The following is a 19218-nucleotide window of genomic DNA, read 5'->3' as shown; positions in this document are numbered from 1 at the left end:
AACGGATGTGGTGCAGGATGGCGCTATTATAGGGATCTTGGCGCCACAAAAACAGCGGGCCGGCATGATGCCGGCCCGCTGGGATCCCTTATTCTGATTAATGGAAGGGGAAGACGTAGTTCATCCAGCTTGCCATGCGCAGCAGCACCTTGCGCATCACGGAAACATGGTGGAAGTGCTGGGTATAGATGGCGGCCTGACCACTGGCGCCAGCGATCACCTGATACTTGTGCCACTCGGGATCCGTGATGGAGATGACCACAGGCAGACGACCCGGACGCACCGCTGTTGTCTGATCCAGCAGGCCAATATTGGCCTGGACATTGCCGGCGGCGATAGCCGGCACCACGGCGGTGACAGTGCCTTTGAAGATCCTGCCGGGGATACCATCGATCACCACTTCGGCCTCGTCACCGATTGCCAGACGCTGCATGCTGTTTTGCCAGAACCAGCCGACATAGGCGGTATCGTCTTTATGGATGAAGGTCATCACGGGGCGGTACATGAAAGGGGTGGCAATCATGCCGGGGCGCAGGGCCAGCTGCACCACATGGCCATCACTGGGGGCATAAACCACTGTCTGTGCCAGCTGGTATTTTGCTTCGTTCAGCTGGGCTTGCAGATCTTCCAGGGTGGCTTTTTGCTGGTCAATCTGGGCCACTATGTCGTCCACATTCGCTTGCGTGACATCGAGATCCCGCTGCTTGCCAACTCCCCGCCGCATCAAGTCACTGGCGCGATCCCTGTCCAGTCTGGCAGAACGCAGTCTGGCCTCGATGGATTTGAGGTGTTCACGGTTGGCGTCGAGTCGCGCACTCAGGCTATCCACCTTCAACTGGAAAGGTTCGGACTCGATACGAAACAGTACGTCGCCTTTTTTCACCGGCTGGTTGGGTTGTACCGGTACCTCGACGACCCGTCCCTTCACCAGGGGAACAATCGGCGTGGAGACGTAGTAGTTGCGGGCCATTTCGGAGTAGGGGTGGTTGTAGTTCATCAGCATTATCAGGGTGCCGATGATGAGCACGCCACCCAGCGCTGCCGTGGGCACAGTCCACTTGTTGAGCGGGATGCGAAAAATCTTGAACACGGCCACACACAGGGCCGTGTAGGTCAGGATCAGTAGCAGGTCCATGATTTATCCCTGTTGTTCAGTCTGTTGGATGGTATCGATGCGTGCCTTGAGATCGGCGAGTTCCTGCTTGAGAAGCTGTATCTCGTCTTCATCCTGTTGCAGACGCTGGTTGAAGCCCCAGCCGCGATCAGGACGATAGACGGTGGCCCAGATCCAGAGGAAGGGCCAGAGCACATGTAGGGTAAACAGACTGACCCATCCAGCCACATGAATGGCATCTTGATGGGGGTGCTGACGGTGTTTGGCTATTTCATAAGGAATATCGTGGATCACTATGATCCCGTAGAACATGACCAGCCCGACAAAGAAGAGCAGGCCAAGGGCAAAATAATCAAGGAACATGGGTGTCTCCACAGGTTTGATGCACAACCAATCATTGGATTCAATTTTAGATAAAGCAATTAAAGATCACATATTTATCCGGGATGCGACGGGATTTTACAGCCTGATCTTGTATCGAAGCTTAAGCAGGATGGAATAATTAAACATTGATGCAGGACTCATTTTTACGAGCGAAAAGGTGCGCGTTTGGTTGGTGACACAGGCCGCCTGTTTGTGCTTGCCAGCCGCCGCGGATGATCGAAAAAGGGGGAGCCAATTTGGCTCCCCCTTTATTTGCAGCGCTATGTTCAGCTTTCGCCTGGGTTGCTGACCAGAGTCGGGCGGTATTTCAGCAGGAAGGCAATGGTAATGGCGGCGGTGGATGCCAGGCCAATAACGGTGGAAATACCCATCTCCAGCCCGAAACCTATGGGGGCATTGGCCAGATAGGTGAACACCACGGCTGTCATGAACATGGCGGGAATGGTGCAGACCCAGTGCAGCTTGCCCTCTTTGGCCAGATAAGCCGCCGCGGCCCACAGCATGATCACGGCCGTGGTCTGGTTGGCCCAGCCGAAGTAGCGCCAGATCACCCCGAACTCCGCCTTGGAGATGATAAAGCCAAGGATGAACATGGGGATGGCGATGAGCAGACGCTTGGCCATGGGTTTCTGGGTCAGGTTGAGGAAGTCAGCCACAATCAGGCGGGCGCTGCGAAACGCGGTATCACCGGAGGTGATGGGCAGGATCACCACGCCGAGGATAGCCAGTATGCCGCCCACTGTGCCGAGCAGGCTGGTGGACACTTCATGCACTACTGCCGCCGGGCCGCCGCTGGCCATGGTGGCGTTGAGCGCCTCTGTGCTGTCGTAGAAGGAGAGTCCCAGGGTGCACCAGATAAGGGCGATGACCCCTTCACCTATCATGGCGCCGTAGAAAATGAAGCGGCCGGATTTCTCGTTTTGCATGCAGCGCGCCATCAGCGGCGACTGGGTGGCATGGAAACCGGAGACGGCGCCACAGGCGATGGTGATGAACAACAGCGGCCACAGCGGCAGCTCGGTGGGGTGCAGGTTGGAGAAGTCCATCCCTGTGTTGTAGAAGCCTTTGCCGGAGACGATGAGACCTATGATGAGGCCGACCGACATGAACACCAGCAGGGCGCCGAAGATGGGATAGAAGCGACCGATGATCTTGTCGATGGGGACTATGGTGGCAAGGATGTAGTAGGCAAAAATCGCCACAATCCAGTAGACCAGATCGGTGGAGGTGAGGTTGGCCAGCAGGCCCGCCGGGCTCAGTACGAAGACCACGCCTACCAGCATCAGCAACACGACCGCAAACAGGTTCATGAAGTGCTTGGCGACCGTGCCCAGATGTTCACCGACCACGGTCGGTACGGAGGCGCCCTTGGCGCGCACCGACAGCATGCCGGAGAAGTAGTCGTGCACCGCACCGGCAAAGATGCAGCCGAATACGATCCATAGCATGGCGACCGGACCATAGAGGGCGCCGAGGATCGGGCCGAAGATGGGGCCGACGCCGGCGATGTTGAGCAGTTGCACCAGGTAGACTTTCTTGTCCGACATGGGCACATAGTCCACCCCGTCAGCCATGGTGATGGCGGGGGTGGCGCGCTCGGGTTTCGGGCCAAATATCCGCTCGATGAACTTGCCGTAAATAAAATAGCCGGCGACAAGTAAGCCGACACAGAGGAAGAACCAGATCATTGCTACGCTCCTGCATTGTTATTTTATGGTGTGCGCAGCCAGTCTAATGGGGTTGTCTGTCAAGGGCAGGTGAAACGCGCCGAGCGGCGCCATGGTGACTCGAGTGGTCGCCGGCTGTGATCCGGCGCACAGTCCTACGCCACTATTCCAGTCCCAGTTCGTCTTTGAGCTCTTTGAGGTAGCGACGGCTGACCGGTACCCGGGCGCCGCTTGGGGTAACGATCTGGGCCAGCTGGTTTTCCAGCAGCTGGATCTCGAAGATGGCGCCGGGAGAGATCAGATACTGGCGGTGACAGCGTAGCAGGGGGGTCTTCTCTTCCAGAGATTTGAGGGTGAGCTGGGTATGAAACAGCTCACCCTGACAGGCGACGTGCACACCGCCGAGATCGGAGAAGGCGTACTCCACCTGCTCGATGGGCAGCAGTCGCACCCGGTTGTGCAAATAGCCAGGAATGTGGCGGATAGCCGGAGCCAGCATCGCCATGGATTGGGGGCTGAGATCCTGCTTGAGGCGGCTTAGCGTCTTGGCCAGCCGGGCCGGCTCCACCGGCTTGAGCAGATAGTCAAAGGCGTTCTCTTCGAAGGCCTGGATGGCGTACTCATCGAAGGCGGTGACAAACACGATGCGGGGCAGGGGATCCAGCATGGCGACCAGTTCCATGCCGCTCAGCTTGGGCATCTGGATGTCGAGAAACACCACATCCGGCTTGAGCCGCTGTATCAGTGGCAAAGCATCGATGGCATTGGCCGCCTGGCCCAGGATCTCGATATCGGGGTCCTGGCCAAGGTGCAGGGCCAGCTCCTCACGGGCATAGAGTTCATCATCGACGATGAGTGTGCGGATCATGGGATCTCCTGAACAGAGTGACAATGGGTGAGTGGCCATGGGGGGAGGGAGTGCACCCCATCAATATCAGGAGGTTCAGCATCCGGATGCGTCTCTGGGCAGGGTGAAGGAGACGCGGGTCCAGCGCTCCGGCTCGCAGCTGACACTGACGCCATAACGATTGCCAAACGCGCTCTTGAGGCGCCGATCCACTATGGTCATGCCCAGACCATCCCCTGCGGGTTTCTCCTGCCAGGTGCCGGCATTGTCCTCCACGCAGATAGTCACGCTCTCCTGATGCTCTTCGGTATAAAGGCGGATGTATCCCTGCTCCAGCAAGGTCGAGATGCCGTGCTTGATGGCATTCTCGATGAGCGGCTGCAGGGTAAAGCTCGGCAACTTCAGGTTGGCAAGATGAGGCGGGATCGCGTTGATGACGGTCAGCCTGTCCCCAAAGCGGGCCAGCTCTATCTCCAGATAGGATTGGCAGTGTTCCTGCTCTTCCTGCAGGGTGGCGAGGCCACTCTGGCGCTTGAGGTTCTTGCGAAAGAACAGCGACAGGTGCAGCAGCAGTTCCCGGGCCTTGTCCGGATCGCGCCGGGTAATGGCGCTGATGGTATTGAGGGTATTGAACAGAAAATGGGGATTGATCTGGGCCTGAATGAGCTTGAGCTCGGATTGCACCAGCAGTCGCTGCTGCTGCTCCAGTCGCCCGGCCAGCAACTGTTGTGACAGCAGGTTGGCTATCCCTTCCCCCAGCGTGTGGTTGATCTTGAGAAACAGCCGCTTCTTGGGCTCATAGAGCTTGATGGTGCCTATCACCCCCTCATCACCGTGCAACGGTATCACCAATACAGAGCCAAGCTGGCACTGGGGCGAGAGGCTGCAGCGGTAGGGCTGGCTGTTGCCATCGGCAAACAGCACCTTGTTTTGGGCAATGGCCTGCAGCGTGATGGCGGAGGCAATGGGGGTACCCGGTTTGTGGTGATCTTCCCCCGTGCCGATGAAGGCGAGGATCTTGTCGGTATCCGTGATGGCAACGGCGCCGACCCCTGTCTCCTCTTTTACGATATGGGCTATCTTGCTGCTTGCCTCAGCGGTGAAACCCTGGCTCATGATACCGACGGTGCGGTTGGCAATGGTGAGCGCCTTGGCGGAGAAGACCCGGGAGAACTTCTCATACATTCGCTGCTGATCGCGGATCATGCTGATAAATAACGCCGCACCGCAGGAGTTGGCCAGGATCATGGGTGTGGCTATGGTGCGCACCAGCAGCAGGGATTTGTCAAAGGGGGTGGCCACCAGCAGTATGATGACCATCTGCAATATCTCAGCGCCAAATGTCGTGAAGAACGCAATCCTGGGTTCGAACAGCGCATTCATACGCCCCGAGCGCATCAGCCGCCAGTGCACCAGACCGCCCAGCAGTCCCTCGCAGGTGGTGGAGATGGCGCAGGCGAGGTCAGTAAATCCCCCCAGGGTATAGCGGTGCAGACCCCCGGTCAGTCCGACCAAAAATCCCACCAGCGGCCCTCCCAGCAGGCCCCCCAGCACGGCACCGACGGCACGGGTATTGGCGATGGCATCGTCAATATCCAGTCCCACATAGGTGCCCAGGATGCAAAAACAAGAAAAAATGATGTATATCAGTATCTTGTGAGGAAGTCTTACGGAATAGTTGGCCAGGGGACGCAACAGGGGGCTCTTGGAGAAGAGGTAGGCGATCACCAGGCTGACGCTCATCTGTTGAAGCAGAGAGAGGACCAACTGCATAAAAAACGTTCCTCAGAGTTCATACCAAAAAAGGCTGCCGGGATGGGCAAATGTGATCAGGATCTTGTTCTGCGGGGGCCCCCGACCCGAACACGGGCGCAGTTTGCCAGAAACGTGAAATAAAACCATATTAAATCAGCATGTTAAATTGATATTTGTGTAATCGCCAAAGGGTTGATATTGCTGGGTGGAGCATGAATGTATCCGCTGGATACGCCACATGGAAGTGGCATGCTCCGCCCAGCCCCTTGGCTGGGCGTTTTTTATCCAGGGGTGGCAGTGAACCGTTTTGAGGGTAATCGGGCAATTATTCAGGTTTGTCCAATGAGTTATCCCCAGCTTCTGGGGATAACTCAGAAGGCAAAATAGTAACAGAAGCGCCGGGTCAGGTTAAAAAACAGCCGTTGCCCTTCATCCAGATCTTCCTGCTTCAGCACACCGGTAATGGTCCGTTCATCCTCCCGCAAGTCCAGCATGGCCACCCCTTCCGGTCGTTGTGCCTTGATATAGGGCAGTATCTTGGGTTTGAGGGGCATGGTGGGCTCGGTGGACAGCACCAGTGCAATGCTTTCATCCGAGAGTTTAACCAGCGAGCCGGGAGGATAGACCCCCAACACCTTGATCAGCAGCTTGACCAGATCCTGATCGAACTTCTTCTGTGACAGCTTGTAGAGCAGGCTGATGGCCTGGCTGGGTGCCGCCGGTGTGGTGCTGTTGCGTGGATGCAGCAGTTCGTCATAGTAGTCTACCAGCCCTATTATCCTGGCCAGCGGGGGGATCTCGCCGCCCTTGATGCCAAGAGGATAACCGCTGCCATCGAGACGCTCATGGTGCAGATGGGCTACCTGGCGGATCTTGGGTTCGAATGCCTGCAACTGTGTCAGCATCTCCAGTCCGTACTGGGGATGCATGTTGAGAAAGTTCTGCTCCGACTTGTTGAGCTCTCCCCGTTTCTGGGTGATCTGGCTAGGTATCTTCATCTCCCCTATGTCATGGATCAGGCCTGCCAGCCCGGTCTCTTCGATCTCGATCGGGTTCATGCCGAGTTCCCGTGCCATCAGCATGGCAATGAAAGCCACGTTCAGGCTGTGCTGCAGAAGGATGTCGGTGTGCGGGCTGCGAATGAGGTGCAGGCCGAGGGGGCCTTCATGTTCACTGATGCGAGCGGCTGCGTTGCGCACTATCTGCGCCGTGTTGGCCAGCCCCTCGTCAGGCTTGAGGTTGAGGGCCCCCAGCGCATCGCGCAGATCGGACATGGATTGGCCAAAGGCCTTGTCTGCGGCGCGCAGGGAGCGGCGGAAGGCTTTCTCATCAAAAGGGGGAGGGCCTGTGTCTACTATTTCGTCAATGGTCGACAGATCAGGGCCGGCAGAAGGGATATCGCCCCGCAAGATGGGTGCGATGGGCAGGTCGCTCTTGTCCGGATCCACCATCAAGAGGGTGAGGTCGAGGTGACGTATGATGTCGAGCTGCTGCTGATCCTTGATCTTGAAGGCATTGAACATAAAAGGGTGACTGGTCCATCCCGTGGGGAGATGGATGTAGTGGCCGATCCGTAACTGCTCTATCGAGGCTTGTATCAGCGCCATGTGCTAACTCGCATTTCATGAATGCCTACCAACAAGCTAGCAAAATTAGAGAGATAGACAAACAAAAAAGCCCGCGCATGTGCGCGGGCTCTCGAGTTCAAGTCCGATTATCAGGCCTTGGATTTCTTCTTGCTGTCTACCTTGGCTTCTACCTTGGTCGCTACCTGAGCTTCCTCGGTGAAGGGACGACCATAGTAGGTGTCCATCAGGATGGCTTTGAGCTCGGTGATCAGTGGGTAGCGCGGGTTGGCGCCGGTGCACTGGTCATCGAAGGCTTCCAGCGCCAGCTGGTCAACCTTGGCCAGGAAGTCGGCTTCGTTCACGCCAGCTTCGCGGATGGAGGCCGGGATGCCCAAGGTGGCTTTCAGCTCGTCCAGCCAGGCCAGCAGCTTCTCGATCTTGGCAGCGGTGCGGTCACCGGCGGCAGTCAGACCCAGGTGGTCGGCGACTTCGGCGTAACGACGGCGAGCCTGCGGACGGTCGTACTGGGAGAACGCAGTCTGCTTGGTCGGGTTGTCGTTCGCGTTGTAGCGGATGACGTTGCTGATCAGCAGGGCGTTGGCCAGGCCGTGCGGGATGTGGAACTCGGCACCCAGCTTGTGCGCCATGGAGTGGCAGACACCCAGGAAGGCGTTGGCAAACGCGATACCGGCGATGGTGGCCGCATTGTGCACCTTCTCGCGAGCAACCGGGTCGTTGGCACCGTTCTGGTAGCTGGAAGGCAGATACTCTTTCAGCAGCTTCAGGGCTTGCAGCGCCTGACCGTCGGAGTATTCGTTGGCCAGTACGGAAACATAGGCTTCCATGGCATGAGTGACCGCATCCACACCACCGAAGGCGCACAGGGACTTGGGCATGTTCATGACCAGGTTGGCATCGACGATGGCCATGTTCGGGGTCAGCTCGTAGTCGGCCAGCGGGTACTTCATACCGGTGGCGTCATCGGTCACGACAGCAAACGGAGTGACTTCAGAACCGGTGCCGGACGTGGTGGTGATACAGACCAGTTCGGCCTTCACGCCCATTTTCGGGAACTTGTAGATACGCTTGCGGATGTCCATGAAGCGCATGGCCAGATCTTCGAACGCAGTATCCGGGTGCTCGTACATGACCCACATGATCTTGGCCGCATCCATCGGTGAACCACCACCCAGCGCCAGGATAACGTCCGGCTTGAAGGAGTTGGCCATCTCGGCACCCTTGCGGACGATGGACAGGGTCGGGTCAGCTTCTACTTCGTAGAATACTTCCACTTCCATGTTCAGCTTCTTGAGCAGACGAACTACGTCATCGGCATAGCCGTTATTGAACAGGAAACGGTCAGTTACCACCATGGCGCGCTTCTTGCCTTCCAGGTCGCCCAAGGCGATCGGCAGGGAACCACGACGGAAGTAGATGGATTTCGGAAGTTTGTGCCACAGCATATTTTCTGCCCGTTTTGCGACTGTCTTCTTGTTGATCAGGTGCTTGGGACCGACGTTCTCGGAGATGGAGTTACCACTCCAGGAGCCGCAACCCAGGGTCAGGGAAGGAGCAAGAGCGAAGTTGTACAGGTCACCGATACCACCCTGGGTGGAGGGGGTGTTGATCAGAATACGGGCAGTCTTCATCTTGTCGCCGAAGTATCTGATACGGTCCTGATTGCGATCCTGGTCGGTGTACAGACCTGAGGTGTGACCGATACCACCGATGTTGACCATGGTGCAGGCCATCTCGACAGCGTCTTCGAAATTCTTGGCGCGGAACATACCCAGGGTCGGGGAAAGCTTCTCATGAGCGAACTCATCTTCAGCGCACAATTCCAGGCCTTCACCAATCAGGATCTTGGTGGTGGCAGGCACAGTCACACCGGCCATGGCGGCGATCTTGGTGGCTGGCTGACCAACGATATCTGCGTTCAGCGCGCCGTTGATCAGCAGCACCTTACGTACCTTGTCCGCTTCATCTTTGGACAGGATGTAGCCATCGTGGTTGGAGAAACGCTCTTTTACCTGGTTGTAGATGGAGTCAACGACGATGACGGCTTGCTCGGAAGCACAGACCACACCGTTGTCGAAGGTTTTGGACATCAGGATAGAGGCGACGGCACGTTTTACATCGGCAGTTTCGTCGATGACGATTGGCACGTTACCGGCACCTACACCAATGGCAGGCTTGCCTGAAGAGTAAGCGGCTTTCACCATGCCCGGGCCACCGGTGGCCAGGATCAGGTTGATGTCGTTGTGCTTCATCAGTGCGTTGGACAGCTCAACGGACGGTTGATCGATCCAGCCGATAATGTCTTTCGGTGCACCGGCGGCAACGGCTGCGTCCAGTACCAGTTTGGCAGCGGTATTGGTGGAGTTCTTGGCGCGGGGGTGCGGGGAGAAGATGATGGCGTTACGAGTCTTCAGGGAAATCAAAGATTTGAAGATCGCGGTAGCGGTCGGGTTGGTGGTCGGAATGATACCGCAGATGATACCTACCGGCTCGGCGATGATCATGGTGCCCATCTCGTCATCCTGGCTCAGGATGCCGCAGGTCTTCTCGTCTTTATAGGCGTTGTAGATGTATTCGGAGGCGAAGTGGTTCTTGATAACCTTGTCTTCGATGATACCCATACCGGATTCTGCCACGGCCATCTGGGCCAGGGGGATACGGGCATTGCTGGCGGCCAGGGCGGCGGCACGGAAAACCTTGTCTACCTGCTCTTGCGAGAAGCTGGCGAATTCACGCTGGGCTTCTTTGACGCGGGCGACCAGTGCATCCAGTTCAGCCAAATTGGTTACTGCCATGTTTATCTCCTGATGATTTGAAAACTGTTTAGTAAGAGTTTGGCAATGCCCGGCAATTATAGTCGCCCTGTCAAGGCGAGAATCACTATAAGGGGGTATTTACATGCCTTACTAAATTGCTTTCTGAGCCGATTATAGAGCGGGTCTGGCTCAGAAAAATTTGATCTGGATCATGTGTAACAAAAGAACAAAAGAAATTTTGTTTCACAATACATGTTTTCCGGATGTTACTAGGATGTAGAGTGAAACAAAAGCGGGATGAATCATGGGTGAACAGAGTGTCACGTACTATTTTTCAAGCAGTTAGCACGATTACATCCCAGTGTCCACGGGTCGGGGTCAGGGGGAGTACAGGGGCTGCATTGTGATAGAAACGGCGATCATCCAGGACCAGATATTCTCCAGGATGTAACTCTTGTTGGAAAAATGGTTGTTCTTTTAATCCATGATAAAGCTGAAGCGCGCCGCCACTGACCCCTTCGCTGCCACAAAAGAACACGCCGATAAAGTCGAAGCCATCCTGATGGACGCCTTCCGGTGCGGGAGGCACGCTCTCGCCCTGGGCCGTGGTGATCCGCATCTGGTGAATGCCGATCGCCTTGCCATCCGCGAGTCGAACATGACGGGCAAAGCGGGTCAGCATCTGCCCAAAGGCGGGATGGGCGACAAAAGCGGGATCCAGCTCGGCATAGGTTCTGGGCACATCCCCGAGGAACTTGTTGATGGCGGCGGCCTGAAAGAAGACGCCGTTGTCGAGGGGGAAGAAGCGTGCCCCCTCTTTCTCGACACGGCCATAGCGGCGTTCCCGAAAGGTGCCCTGAATATAGGGATCGACCGGCAGTCGATCAAAAAAGCCGAGCAGGGGGTCGACCGTGCCTGCCGGCAGCGCATCCAGGTGCCATTTCAACTTGATGTCCGTATCAATCATTACAAAATCCTTGTTTGCTGAGATGAAATCTTGCGCCAAAACTCCATGGCCGCATAAAGCTCGACGTGATTTTACCAGAGTGTTAAATGGCGACAATCTTTATTAACAAATCAATGTGTTGAATTTTGGCCATGCATTAGAGGAACTAACTGAAAAGCCACGGAAAGGGTGAGATTATTTGATTGGTGAAGGGCATTGGCATGGTGTAAATTTACGCACGATTTATCGGGGGGATCCCCGTGGCCTTGCTTACTTCTGGATGGCGCCTATGGCAGCGATTGACGTCTCTTTATATCTGAAGTTTTTCATCGGTTTGTTCGCGATCATCAACCCGTTGGGGTTGTTGCCGGTGTTTGTCAGTCTGACCGGCCATCAAACGCCGGAAGAGCGGATGAAGACCAACACCACTGCCAACATTGCCGTGATGATTATCTTGCTGGTCTCCATGTACATGGGGCAGCTGATCCTCGATGGCTTTGGCATCTCGCTGGCATCGTTTCGCATCGCCGGTGGATCCCTGATTACCCTGATCGCCTGGTCCATGCTGCAGGGCAAGCTGGGGGAAGTGAAGCATAACAAACAGGAGAAGGGTGAGCTGGCCGCGCGCGAATCTGTCGCTGTGGTGCCCTTGGCACTGCCGTTGATGGCGGGTCCGGGTGCCATCTCTTCTTCTATTGTCTACGCCAGCCAGAGCACCTGGTCCCAGATGCTGGGCATGTCGCTGGTGGTCATGGTGTTTGCATTCTGCTCCTGGCTCATCTTCCGCGCCGCCCCCTTGCTGTTCAAGCTGATGGGCAACACCGGCATCAACGTGGTTACCCGGATCATGGGCCTTATCATGATGTCACTGGGCATCGAGATCATGGTGGCAGGGATCAAGGGAGTCTTCCCCGGATTGATGTGATTCAGGTCTGTTTTGTCGGAGCCGGTCCTCGTGACCGGCTTTTTATTGTTTCTTTTTTGTTAGTCATTTCCTAGAATCGAGCGGGTTTGTATAAAAAACGTCCGCGGCGCGATATTTAAATGCTGAATAATTGGCTAAAAGCTGTTTTTTTAACCATGAAGCCTAGCCTAGCCTGATGATATCTATTGCATTATTAGAATTGTCAGGGAATTATGCTGGCAGCGGGGTACTTATCTCGTTGATGGACAAATGCATGGAATGTTCTTGTTGGAGTAAATGGAAATGACTCATAAAAAAACAATGATTAATACCCTATTGGTGGCAGCGCTATTTGGCGGAATGAATGCGGCGCACGCTGCTGATGTCCCCGCAGGTACCAAACTGTCTGATGTTCAGCAGTTGGTGAAAGGCAACGGCTCCGAGCCCGCAACGCTCGATCCCCACAAAACCGAAGGAACGGTTGAATCCAATATTCTGCGTGACCTGTTCGAAGGTCTCGTCTCCTCCGGCCCCAAGGGTGAAGTGCTCCCCGGTGTGGCCGAGTCCTGGGAAACCAAGGACAACAAAAAATTCGTGTTCCACCTGCGCAAAGATGCCAAGTGGTCCAACGGGGATCCCGTGACAGCCCACGATTTCGAGTTCGCCTTCAAGCGGGCCGTGGATCCCAAGACTGGTTCTCCTTATGCCTGGTACATGGAAATCCCGACCATAGTCAACGCCACCGAGATCATTGCCGGCAAGAAGCCGTCAGATACGCTGGGCGTGAAGGCCGTCGATGATTACACCTTCGAAGTACAGCTGGAAAAAGCGATCCCTTACTTCGTCAGCATGCTCTCCCACACCACCACCTACCCGGTGCCGAAGAAGGTGATCGAGAAGTTTGGTGACAAGTGGACCCAGCCCGGCAACATGGTATCCAACGGTGCCTACCAACTGAAAGACTGGGTAGTGAACGAACGCGTCGACGTCGAGCGCAACCCCAAATACTGGGGCAACGCCAAGACGGTGATCGACAAGGTGAGCTACCTGCCTATCCAGTCCACCAATGCCGAGTTGAACCGCTATCTGGCGGGTGAGTTGGATCTTACCTACAACATGCCCATCGAGCGCTTCAAGCAGATGAAGAAAGATCTGCCCAACGAGGTGAAGGTGAGTGGCTACGTGGGGACCTACTACTACACCTTCAACACCAAACGTAAACCCTATGACGATGTTCGGGTTCGCACTGCACTTACCTACGCCATCGACCGTGACGTGATCGCCGACAAGGTGATGGGCAAGGGAGAAACACCGGGTTATGCCCTGGTGCCTGATTTTGTGGATGGTTTCAAACCGGTTGCCCCCGAGTGGTCCAAGTTGACCCAGGCCGAGCGCGACACCAAGGCAAAAGCCATGTTGCAAGAGGCGGGATATGGTCCAGACAATCCGCTCAAGTTCGAGCTGCTCTATAACACTGACGACAACCACAAGAAGGTAGCGGTTGCCGTGGCCTCCATGTGGAAGAAGCTCGGCGTACAGGTGAGCCTGGTGAACCAGGAGTGGAAGACATATCTGGAGACACTCAAGCAGGGACAGTTTGATGTTGCTCGTCGTGGCTGGATCGCCGACTACAACGAAGCCTCCTCCATGCTGGATCTGATGCAGACCACTCACGGCAACAACGATGGCAAATACTCCAACCCGGTATTTGACAAGCTGATGGACGAGTCTCGCGACCAGGTTGATGATGCTTCCCGCAACCAGCTCTATGTCCAGGCCGAAGAGATCCTCACTAAGGACATGCCGATCGCCCCCATCTACCAGTACGTGACCTCCCGCATGGTCAAGTCCTATGTGGGCGGCTATCCGGCCAACCCGCTGGACAACCTCTACAGCAAAGACATGTACATCGTTGCTCACTGAGTAAAATAACAAGTCGCATAACAAGCAGGCCCGCCAGACGGCGGGCCTTAGTATTAAAACCGCGACCCTTTGGAAGCAGTACAGGACAGGAATTGTCTATGTTGAAATTCATTTTTAAACGTCTATTGGAAGCGATCCCGACTCTGCTGGTCTTGATCACCGTCTCTTTCTTCATGATGCGTTTTGCGCCGGGTAACCCCTTTACCAGCGAACGTGCCCTGCCGCCGGAAGTGTTGGCCAACATCGAGGCCAAGTACGGCCTGGACAAGCCCATAGGCGTGCAATACCTCACCTACCTGGGCAACCTGGTACAGGGCGATTTGGGCCCCTCTTTCAAGTACAAGGACTTCAGCGTCAATGATCTGGTGAGCCAGGCGTTGCCTGTTTCCGCCAAGATCGGGAGCGCGGCCTTCGTCTTTGCCGTCTTGCTGGGGGTGACCTTTGGCACCATTGCAGCCTTGAAACAGAACACCCTCATCGACTATCTCTTGATGTCGTCGGCCATGGCTGGTGTGGTGATCCCGGGCTTTGTGCTGGCACCCTTGCTGGTGCTCTTCTTCAGTATCTATCTGGGCTGGTTTCCGGCCGGTGGCTGGCAGGGGGGCGGGGTGCAATTCATGGTACTGCCGGTATTTGGCATGATGATGTATTACATCTCCGCCATCTCGCGCATCATGCGTGGCAGCATGATCGAGACCATGAACTCCAACTTCATCCGTACCGCCCGTGCCAAGGGCTTGCCGCTGCGTCACATCATACTGAAACACGCGCTGCGTCCGGCCATGCTGCCAGTGGTCTCCTATCTGGGGCCTGCGTTTGTGGGCATCATCACGGGTTCAGTGGTGATAGAGACCATTTTCGGTCTGCCGGGAATTGGTCAGTTGTTTGTCAACGGTGCCCTCAACCGTGATTACTCCATGGTGCTTGGCCTGACCATTCTGGTCGGTGCCCTCACCATTACCTTTAACGCCGTGGTCGATATTCTCTATGCCTTTATCGATCCCAAGATCCGTTACTAAGTCGGGAGTTCATCATGGTTGTCACAACTGAAAAACGCGAGGCCGTCGAGGCGTTCGCACAGCAAGTGGAAGTGGTGGAGGGACGCTCCCTGTGGAAGGATGCCCGTCGCCGTTTCCTGCGTAACAGGGCGGCACTGACCAGCCTCATCATACTGACCATTATCGGTCTGGCTGTGATCGTCGGTCCCCATCTGTCCCAATACACCTTCGACGATCCAGATTGGGGCGCCATGCAGTCTGCGCCGGATATGGAAGCCGGCCACTGGTTCGGCACCGACAGTCTGGGGCGTGATCTGTTTGTGCGCACCCTGCTGGGTGGCCGCATCTCGCTGATGGTCGGCATCATGGGGGCCATGGTGGCCGTGGTCATCGGCACCTTGTATGGCGCGGCGTCCGGTTTCATCGGTGGTCGGGTCGACAGCCTGATGATGCGCGTGCTCGAGATCCTCAACGCCTTCCCCTTCATGTTCTTCGTGATCATGCTGGTGACCTTCTTTGGCCGCAATCTGGCGCTCATCTTCATCGCCATCGGTGCGGTGAGCTGGCTCGATATGGCGCGGATCGTGCGAGGCCAGACCCTGAGTCTCAAGAGCAAGGAGTTTATCGAGGCGGCTCACGTCTGTGGCGTCTCCAAGTGGAAGATCATCACCCGTCACATAGTGCCGAACGTGCTTGGTATCGTGGCCGTCTACGCCACCTTGCTGGTGCCGGGCATGATCATGTTTGAATCCTTCCTGAGTTTTCTGGGCCTCGGCGTCCAGGAACCCATGACCAGCTGGGGTGCCCTGCTGGATGAAGGCTCCAAGTCGATGGAAGTGGCCATATGGCAACTCTTGTTCCCTGCCGGTTTCATGGTGGTGACCCTGTTTTGCTTCAATTTCCTCGGGGATGGTCTGCGTGACGCACTCGATCCGAAGGATCGATAACAAGAGCGGCCAAAGATCGATAAGGAGTTTTTATGAAATTACTGGATGTAAAAGATCTGCGGGTCGAGTTCAAGACCCCGGACGGCAATGTGGTGGCGGTCAACGACCTCAACTTCTCTCTCGCCGCAGGCGAAACCCTGGGGATCGTCGGCGAGTCCGGCTCAGGCAAGTCCCAGACGGCATTTGCCATCATGGGGCTGCTGGCGAAGAACGGCATCATAACGGGGTCGGCCAAGTTTCAGGGTGACGAGATCCTCAACTTGCCGGAGCACAAGCTCAACAAGATCCGCTCCGAGAAGATCGCCATGATCTTTCAGGACCCCATGACCTCGCTGAATCCCTACATGAAGGTGAAGGATCAGCTGATGGAAGTGCTGATGCTGCACAAGGGAGTGAGCAAGGCCGAGGCGTTCGAAGAGTCGGTGCGCATGCTGGATGCGGTGAAGATCCCCGAGTCGCGCAAGCGGATGAACATGTATCCCCACGAGTTTTCCGGTGGCATGCGCCAACGGGTGATGATCGCCATGGCCCTGCTCTGCCGGCCGCAGCTGCTCATCGCAGATGAGCCGACCACGGCGCTGGACGTGACGGTGCAGGCCCAGATCATGACCTTGATGAACGAGCTCAAGCGCGAGTTCAACACCTCCATCATCATGATCACCCACGACCTGGGCGTGGTGGCAGGCATCTGTGACAAGGTGCTGGTGATGTACGCCGGTCGTACCATGGAGTACGGCCGGGTGAACGATATCTTCTATCGCCCGAGCCATCCCTATACCGAAGGCTTGCTGCGCGCCATTCCCCGCCTCGACACCGAAGGGGAAGAGCTGCCCACCATACCGGGCAATCCGCCCAACCTGCTGCGTCTGCCCACCGGTTGCCCCTTCCAGGAGCGCTGCCACCGGGTGAGCGAGATTTGCGGCCAGCAGTCACCTGTTCTTACGCCGTTCAACGACGGGCGTGAGCGGGCCTGTCATTGGGTATCGGATGCCATGATCAAGGGGGCGAATTAAATGGGTACTGACAAGAAACTGCTGCTGGAAGTGTCTGACCTCAAGGTCCACTTCAGCATCAAGAGTGACAAGGCCTGGCCCTGGGCCAAGCCCTCGGCGTTGAAGGCGGTAGATGGGGTAACCCTGCGCCTGTACGAAGGGGAAACCCTTGGCGTAGTCGGGGAGTCCGGCTGTGGCAAGTCTACGTTTGCCCGTGCCCTGATAGGGCTGGTGCCGGCTACCGACGGCAAGGTGGTGTGGCTGGGCAACGATCTGACCAAGCTTGACCAGAAGGCGTTGCGGGAGAAGCGCAAAGAGATCCAGATGATCTTCCAGGATCCGCTGGCATCCCTGAACCCGCGCATGACCATCGGCGACATCATCGCCGAGCCGCTCATCACCTTCTATCCCAACCTCTCCAAAGAGCAGGTGAAGGAGAAGGTGCGCGCCATGATGAGCAAGGTGGGTCTGCTGCCCAACCTGGTGAACCGCTATCCCCATGAGTTTTCCGGCGGCCAGTGCCAGCGTATCGGCATCGCCCGGGCGCTGATCCTGGAACCCAAGATGATCATCTGTGACGAGCCTGTGTCGGCGCTGGATGTTTCCATCCAGGCTCAGGTGGTGAACCTGCTCAAGGCAATCCAGAAGGAGATGGGGCTGTCGCTCATCTTCATCGCCCACGACTTGTCCGTGGTCAAACACATCTCGGATCGGGTGCTGGTGATGTATCTGGGCAATGCGGTGGAGCTGGGCACGCGCAAGGAGATCTTCGCCAATCCCCTGCATCCCTACACCAAGGCGCTGATGTCGGCCGTGCCCATTCCGGATCCGGATCTGGAGCGCAGCAAGGTCATCCAGATCCTGGAAGGGGACTTGCCATCTCCCATGAATCCGCCGTCCGGCTGTGTGTTTCGTACCCGCTGCCCGGTGGCGGGTCCCGAGTGTGCCAAGACCCGGCCCCAGCTGGAGGGCAATTTCGACCACGCCGTCTCCTGCCTCAAGGCCGATCCGCTCTGAGTGTGAGCATCCGATACGGGGCGCCCAAGTGGCGCCCCGATTCATTTTGCATTTGGACAAGATGCATCTTGGTGTTCTCTTTTGCTGCTGTTACTATCCGCTTCAACAAGGGGAGTAACTTCTCGCTGGTTTGTCGTCATTACGGTGCACCCATTTCCTGCAGTGCACCCGGCAGCCGGGCAGTTGATGCAAATCAGCTGTAAGTGAGACCTTGCCGAGAGGCAAGGTGTATCTGCTCCAAACGCAAACCCACGCCTCTCGGTCGTGGGTTTTGTCGTTTTTGGGAGAGATGAACATGGGTGAATGGTGGATGTGGACCGGTTTCTTCAGCATAGTGCTGGTCCTGTTATGGATAGATATACGTTTTGTCGGTGGTGGCAAGGCGCACAAGGTATCCCTCAAAGAGGCGGGCATCTGGTCTCTGGTCTGGGTCAGCGTGGCGCTGCTCTTCAACCTGGCAATCTGGCTCTGGCTGGATCACAGCGCAGGCCGCGAAATTGCCAACCAGAAGGGGCTGGCGTTTCTCACCGGCTATCTCATCGAGAAAGCACTGGCGGTGGACAACGTCTTCGTCTGGCTGATGCTGTTCGGTTACTTCGCCATCCCGGCCGAGTTGCAGCGCCGTGTGCTGCTCTACGGGGTACTGGGTGCCATAGTGATGCGCGCCGGCATGGTGTTCGCGGGCAGCTGGCTTATCGAGCAGTTCCACTGGATCCTCTACCTGTTTGGCGCCTTCCTGCTGCTGACCGGGGTCAAGATGCTGTGGGCCGCCGACAAGGAGCCTGACTTGGCCAACAACCCGCTGCTGGGCTGGATGCGCCGTCGCTTCAAGGTAACCGAGACCCTGGAAGGGGAGAACTTCTTCGTCTGGCGTGACGGTGTGCGGTATGCGACGCCGCTGCTGCTCATTCTGGTGCTGGTGGAGGTGAGCGATCTCATCTTCGCGGTGGACAGTATCCCGGCCATCTTCGCGGTGACCACGGATCCCTTCATCGTCCTGACTTCCAACATCTTCGCCATCATGGGTCTGCGCGCCATGTACTTCCTGCTGGCCGGTGTGGCCGAGCGCTTCGCCCTGCTGAAATACGGTCTGGCACTGATCCTGATGTTTATCGGGGTCAAGATGCTGTTGCTGGATATCTTCAAGATCCCGACCGGCATTGCATTGGGCGTGGTGGCGCTGATCCTGCTGGTTTCCATGGGGCTGAGTCTCTTTGTGACCCGTAAAAAAGTGGCTTAAACGCTGCACCAATAAAAAGGGCTCCCGCGGGAGCCTAATGCCAGTCAGTTAAGCACTTTTATGACTAAATATTCGAGATATTGAATATCAAGAACGGTTCCATGGTTAAAGAGTCAATTTGGCTCTAACCCTTGCCCTGACT

General features: G+C 56.5%; 15 protein-coding genes. 7 read left to right on the top strand and 8 right to left on the bottom strand.

The genetic code is table 11. From position 1 onward, the window contains the following. Window positions 1-97 precede the first annotated feature (97 nt). The 8 genes from GWQ29_RS08605 to GWQ29_RS08570 all read right to left on the bottom strand — a co-directional run bounded on the left by GWQ29_RS08605 (window position 98) and on the right by GWQ29_RS08570 (window position 11076). Complete coding sequence (locus GWQ29_RS08605; RefSeq protein ID WP_021140936.1) at window positions 98-1135, bottom strand: HlyD family secretion protein; 1038 nt, start codon at window positions 1133-1135, stop codon at window positions 98-100. A gap of 3 nt (window positions 1136-1138) precedes the next feature. Beyond that, on the bottom strand, window positions 1139-1477 hold the full coding sequence (locus tag GWQ29_RS08600; protein ID WP_005314799.1) for a DUF3302 domain-containing protein: 339 nt from the start codon (window positions 1475-1477) through the stop codon (window positions 1139-1141). A 287-nt stretch (window positions 1478-1764) separates the two neighbouring features. Next, the gene (locus tag GWQ29_RS08595; RefSeq protein WP_021139957.1) at window positions 1765-3186 is read right to left on the bottom strand and encodes a carbon starvation protein A; all 1422 of its coding nucleotides are present in this window, start codon (window positions 3184-3186) and stop codon (window positions 1765-1767) included. 142 nt (window positions 3187-3328) lie between these two features. Next, on the bottom strand, window positions 3329-4033 hold the full coding sequence (gene btsR, locus GWQ29_RS08590; protein WP_275919214.1) for a two-component system response regulator BtsR: 705 nt from the start codon (window positions 4031-4033) through the stop codon (window positions 3329-3331). A 75-nt stretch (window positions 4034-4108) separates the two neighbouring features. Then, entirely contained in the window at window positions 4109-5785 is a 1677-nt protein-coding gene (locus GWQ29_RS08585; RefSeq protein WP_275919213.1) for a sensor histidine kinase, read from the bottom strand. Between the two features lie 353 nt (window positions 5786-6138). Continuing rightward, entirely contained in the window at window positions 6139-7374 is a 1236-nt protein-coding gene (locus tag GWQ29_RS08580; RefSeq protein WP_265422642.1) for an HD-GYP domain-containing protein, read from the bottom strand. A gap of 110 nt (window positions 7375-7484) precedes the next feature. After that, window positions 7485-10148 carry a bifunctional acetaldehyde-CoA/alcohol dehydrogenase gene (adhE, locus tag GWQ29_RS08575; RefSeq protein WP_265422641.1) on the bottom strand — a complete coding sequence of 888 codons (2664 nt, stop codon included), beginning with the start codon at window positions 10146-10148 and terminating at the stop codon, window positions 7485-7487. 295 nt (window positions 10149-10443) lie between these two features. Further along, entirely contained in the window at window positions 10444-11076 is a 633-nt protein-coding gene (locus GWQ29_RS08570; protein WP_275908748.1) for a 2OG-Fe dioxygenase family protein, read from the bottom strand. Between the two features lie 268 nt (window positions 11077-11344). On the opposite strand from GWQ29_RS08570, the gene GWQ29_RS08565 reads away from it, so the two are divergent. The 7 genes from GWQ29_RS08565 to GWQ29_RS08535 all read left to right on the top strand — a co-directional run bounded on the left by GWQ29_RS08565 (window position 11345) and on the right by GWQ29_RS08535 (window position 19076). Next, entirely contained in the window at window positions 11345-11980 is a 636-nt protein-coding gene (locus GWQ29_RS08565; protein ID WP_005314822.1) for a YchE family NAAT transporter, read from the top strand. A gap of 282 nt (window positions 11981-12262) precedes the next feature. Next, the gene (locus GWQ29_RS08560; protein WP_275919212.1) at window positions 12263-13882 is read left to right on the top strand and encodes an ABC transporter substrate-binding protein; all 1620 of its coding nucleotides are present in this window, start codon (window positions 12263-12265) and stop codon (window positions 13880-13882) included. A gap of 98 nt (window positions 13883-13980) precedes the next feature. Continuing rightward, window positions 13981-14901: an oligopeptide ABC transporter permease OppB gene (gene oppB / locus GWQ29_RS08555; protein WP_021139963.1), complete on the top strand. Its 921-nt coding sequence runs from the start codon at window positions 13981-13983 to the stop codon at window positions 14899-14901. 14 nt (window positions 14902-14915) lie between these two features. Beyond that, window positions 14916-15827 carry an oligopeptide ABC transporter permease OppC gene (gene oppC, locus GWQ29_RS08550; RefSeq protein ID WP_059112224.1) on the top strand — a complete coding sequence of 304 codons (912 nt, stop codon included), beginning with the start codon at window positions 14916-14918 and terminating at the stop codon, window positions 15825-15827. 32 nt (window positions 15828-15859) lie between these two features. Then, the gene (locus GWQ29_RS08545; RefSeq protein ID WP_058395428.1) at window positions 15860-16840 is read left to right on the top strand and encodes an ABC transporter ATP-binding protein; all 981 of its coding nucleotides are present in this window, start codon (window positions 15860-15862) and stop codon (window positions 16838-16840) included. Further along, a complete protein-coding gene (oppF, locus tag GWQ29_RS08540) occupies window positions 16841-17836 on the top strand; it encodes a murein tripeptide/oligopeptide ABC transporter ATP binding protein OppF (protein WP_058395427.1) in 996 nt (331 codons plus the stop codon). Between the two features lie 295 nt (window positions 17837-18131). Then, window positions 18132-19076, top strand: a complete 945-nt coding sequence (locus GWQ29_RS08535; RefSeq protein WP_275919211.1) for a TerC family protein — start codon at window positions 18132-18134, stop codon at window positions 19074-19076. Window positions 19077-19218 lie beyond the last annotated feature (142 nt).

Origin of the sequence: Aeromonas sp. 2HA2 (assembly GCF_029237345.1) — a bacterium.
In the GTDB taxonomy this organism is placed as follows: domain Bacteria; phylum Pseudomonadota; class Gammaproteobacteria; order Enterobacterales; family Aeromonadaceae; genus Aeromonas; species Aeromonas salmonicida.
This window is presented reverse-complemented; position numbering and strand designations above follow the sequence as displayed.

Excerpts from the sequence above, each read along its gene's own strand:
- GWQ29_RS08605 (WP_021140936.1), bottom strand. The coding sequence starts at position 1,135 with ATGGACCTGCTACTGATCCTGACCTACACGGCCCTGTGTGTGGCCGTG.
- GWQ29_RS08600 (WP_005314799.1), bottom strand. The coding sequence starts at position 1,477 with ATGTTCCTTGATTATTTTGCCCTTGGCCTGCTCTTCTTTGTCGGGCTG.
- GWQ29_RS08595 (WP_021139957.1), bottom strand. The coding sequence starts at position 3,186 with ATGATCTGGTTCTTCCTCTGTGTCGGCTTACTTGTCGCCGGCTATTTT.
- btsR (WP_275919214.1), bottom strand. The coding sequence starts at position 4,033 with ATGATCCGCACACTCATCGTCGATGATGAACTCTATGCCCGTGAGGAG.
- GWQ29_RS08585 (WP_275919213.1), bottom strand. The coding sequence starts at position 5,785 with ATGCAGTTGGTCCTCTCTCTGCTTCAACAGATGAGCGTCAGCCTGGTG.
- GWQ29_RS08580 (WP_265422642.1), bottom strand. The coding sequence starts at position 7,374 with ATGGCGCTGATACAAGCCTCGATAGAGCAGTTACGGATCGGCCACTAC.
- adhE (WP_265422641.1), bottom strand. The coding sequence starts at position 10,148 with ATGGCAGTAACCAATTTGGCTGAACTGGATGCACTGGTCGCCCGCGTC.
- GWQ29_RS08570 (WP_275908748.1), bottom strand. The coding sequence starts at position 11,076 with ATGATTGATACGGACATCAAGTTGAAATGGCACCTGGATGCGCTGCCG.
- GWQ29_RS08565 (WP_005314822.1), top strand. The coding sequence starts at position 11,345 with ATGGCAGCGATTGACGTCTCTTTATATCTGAAGTTTTTCATCGGTTTG.
- GWQ29_RS08560 (WP_275919212.1), top strand. The coding sequence starts at position 12,263 with ATGACTCATAAAAAAACAATGATTAATACCCTATTGGTGGCAGCGCTA.
- oppB (WP_021139963.1), top strand. The coding sequence starts at position 13,981 with ATGTTGAAATTCATTTTTAAACGTCTATTGGAAGCGATCCCGACTCTG.
- oppC (WP_059112224.1), top strand. The coding sequence starts at position 14,916 with ATGGTTGTCACAACTGAAAAACGCGAGGCCGTCGAGGCGTTCGCACAG.
- GWQ29_RS08545 (WP_058395428.1), top strand. The coding sequence starts at position 15,860 with ATGAAATTACTGGATGTAAAAGATCTGCGGGTCGAGTTCAAGACCCCG.
- oppF (WP_058395427.1), top strand. The coding sequence starts at position 16,841 with ATGGGTACTGACAAGAAACTGCTGCTGGAAGTGTCTGACCTCAAGGTC.
- GWQ29_RS08535 (WP_275919211.1), top strand. The coding sequence starts at position 18,132 with ATGGGTGAATGGTGGATGTGGACCGGTTTCTTCAGCATAGTGCTGGTC.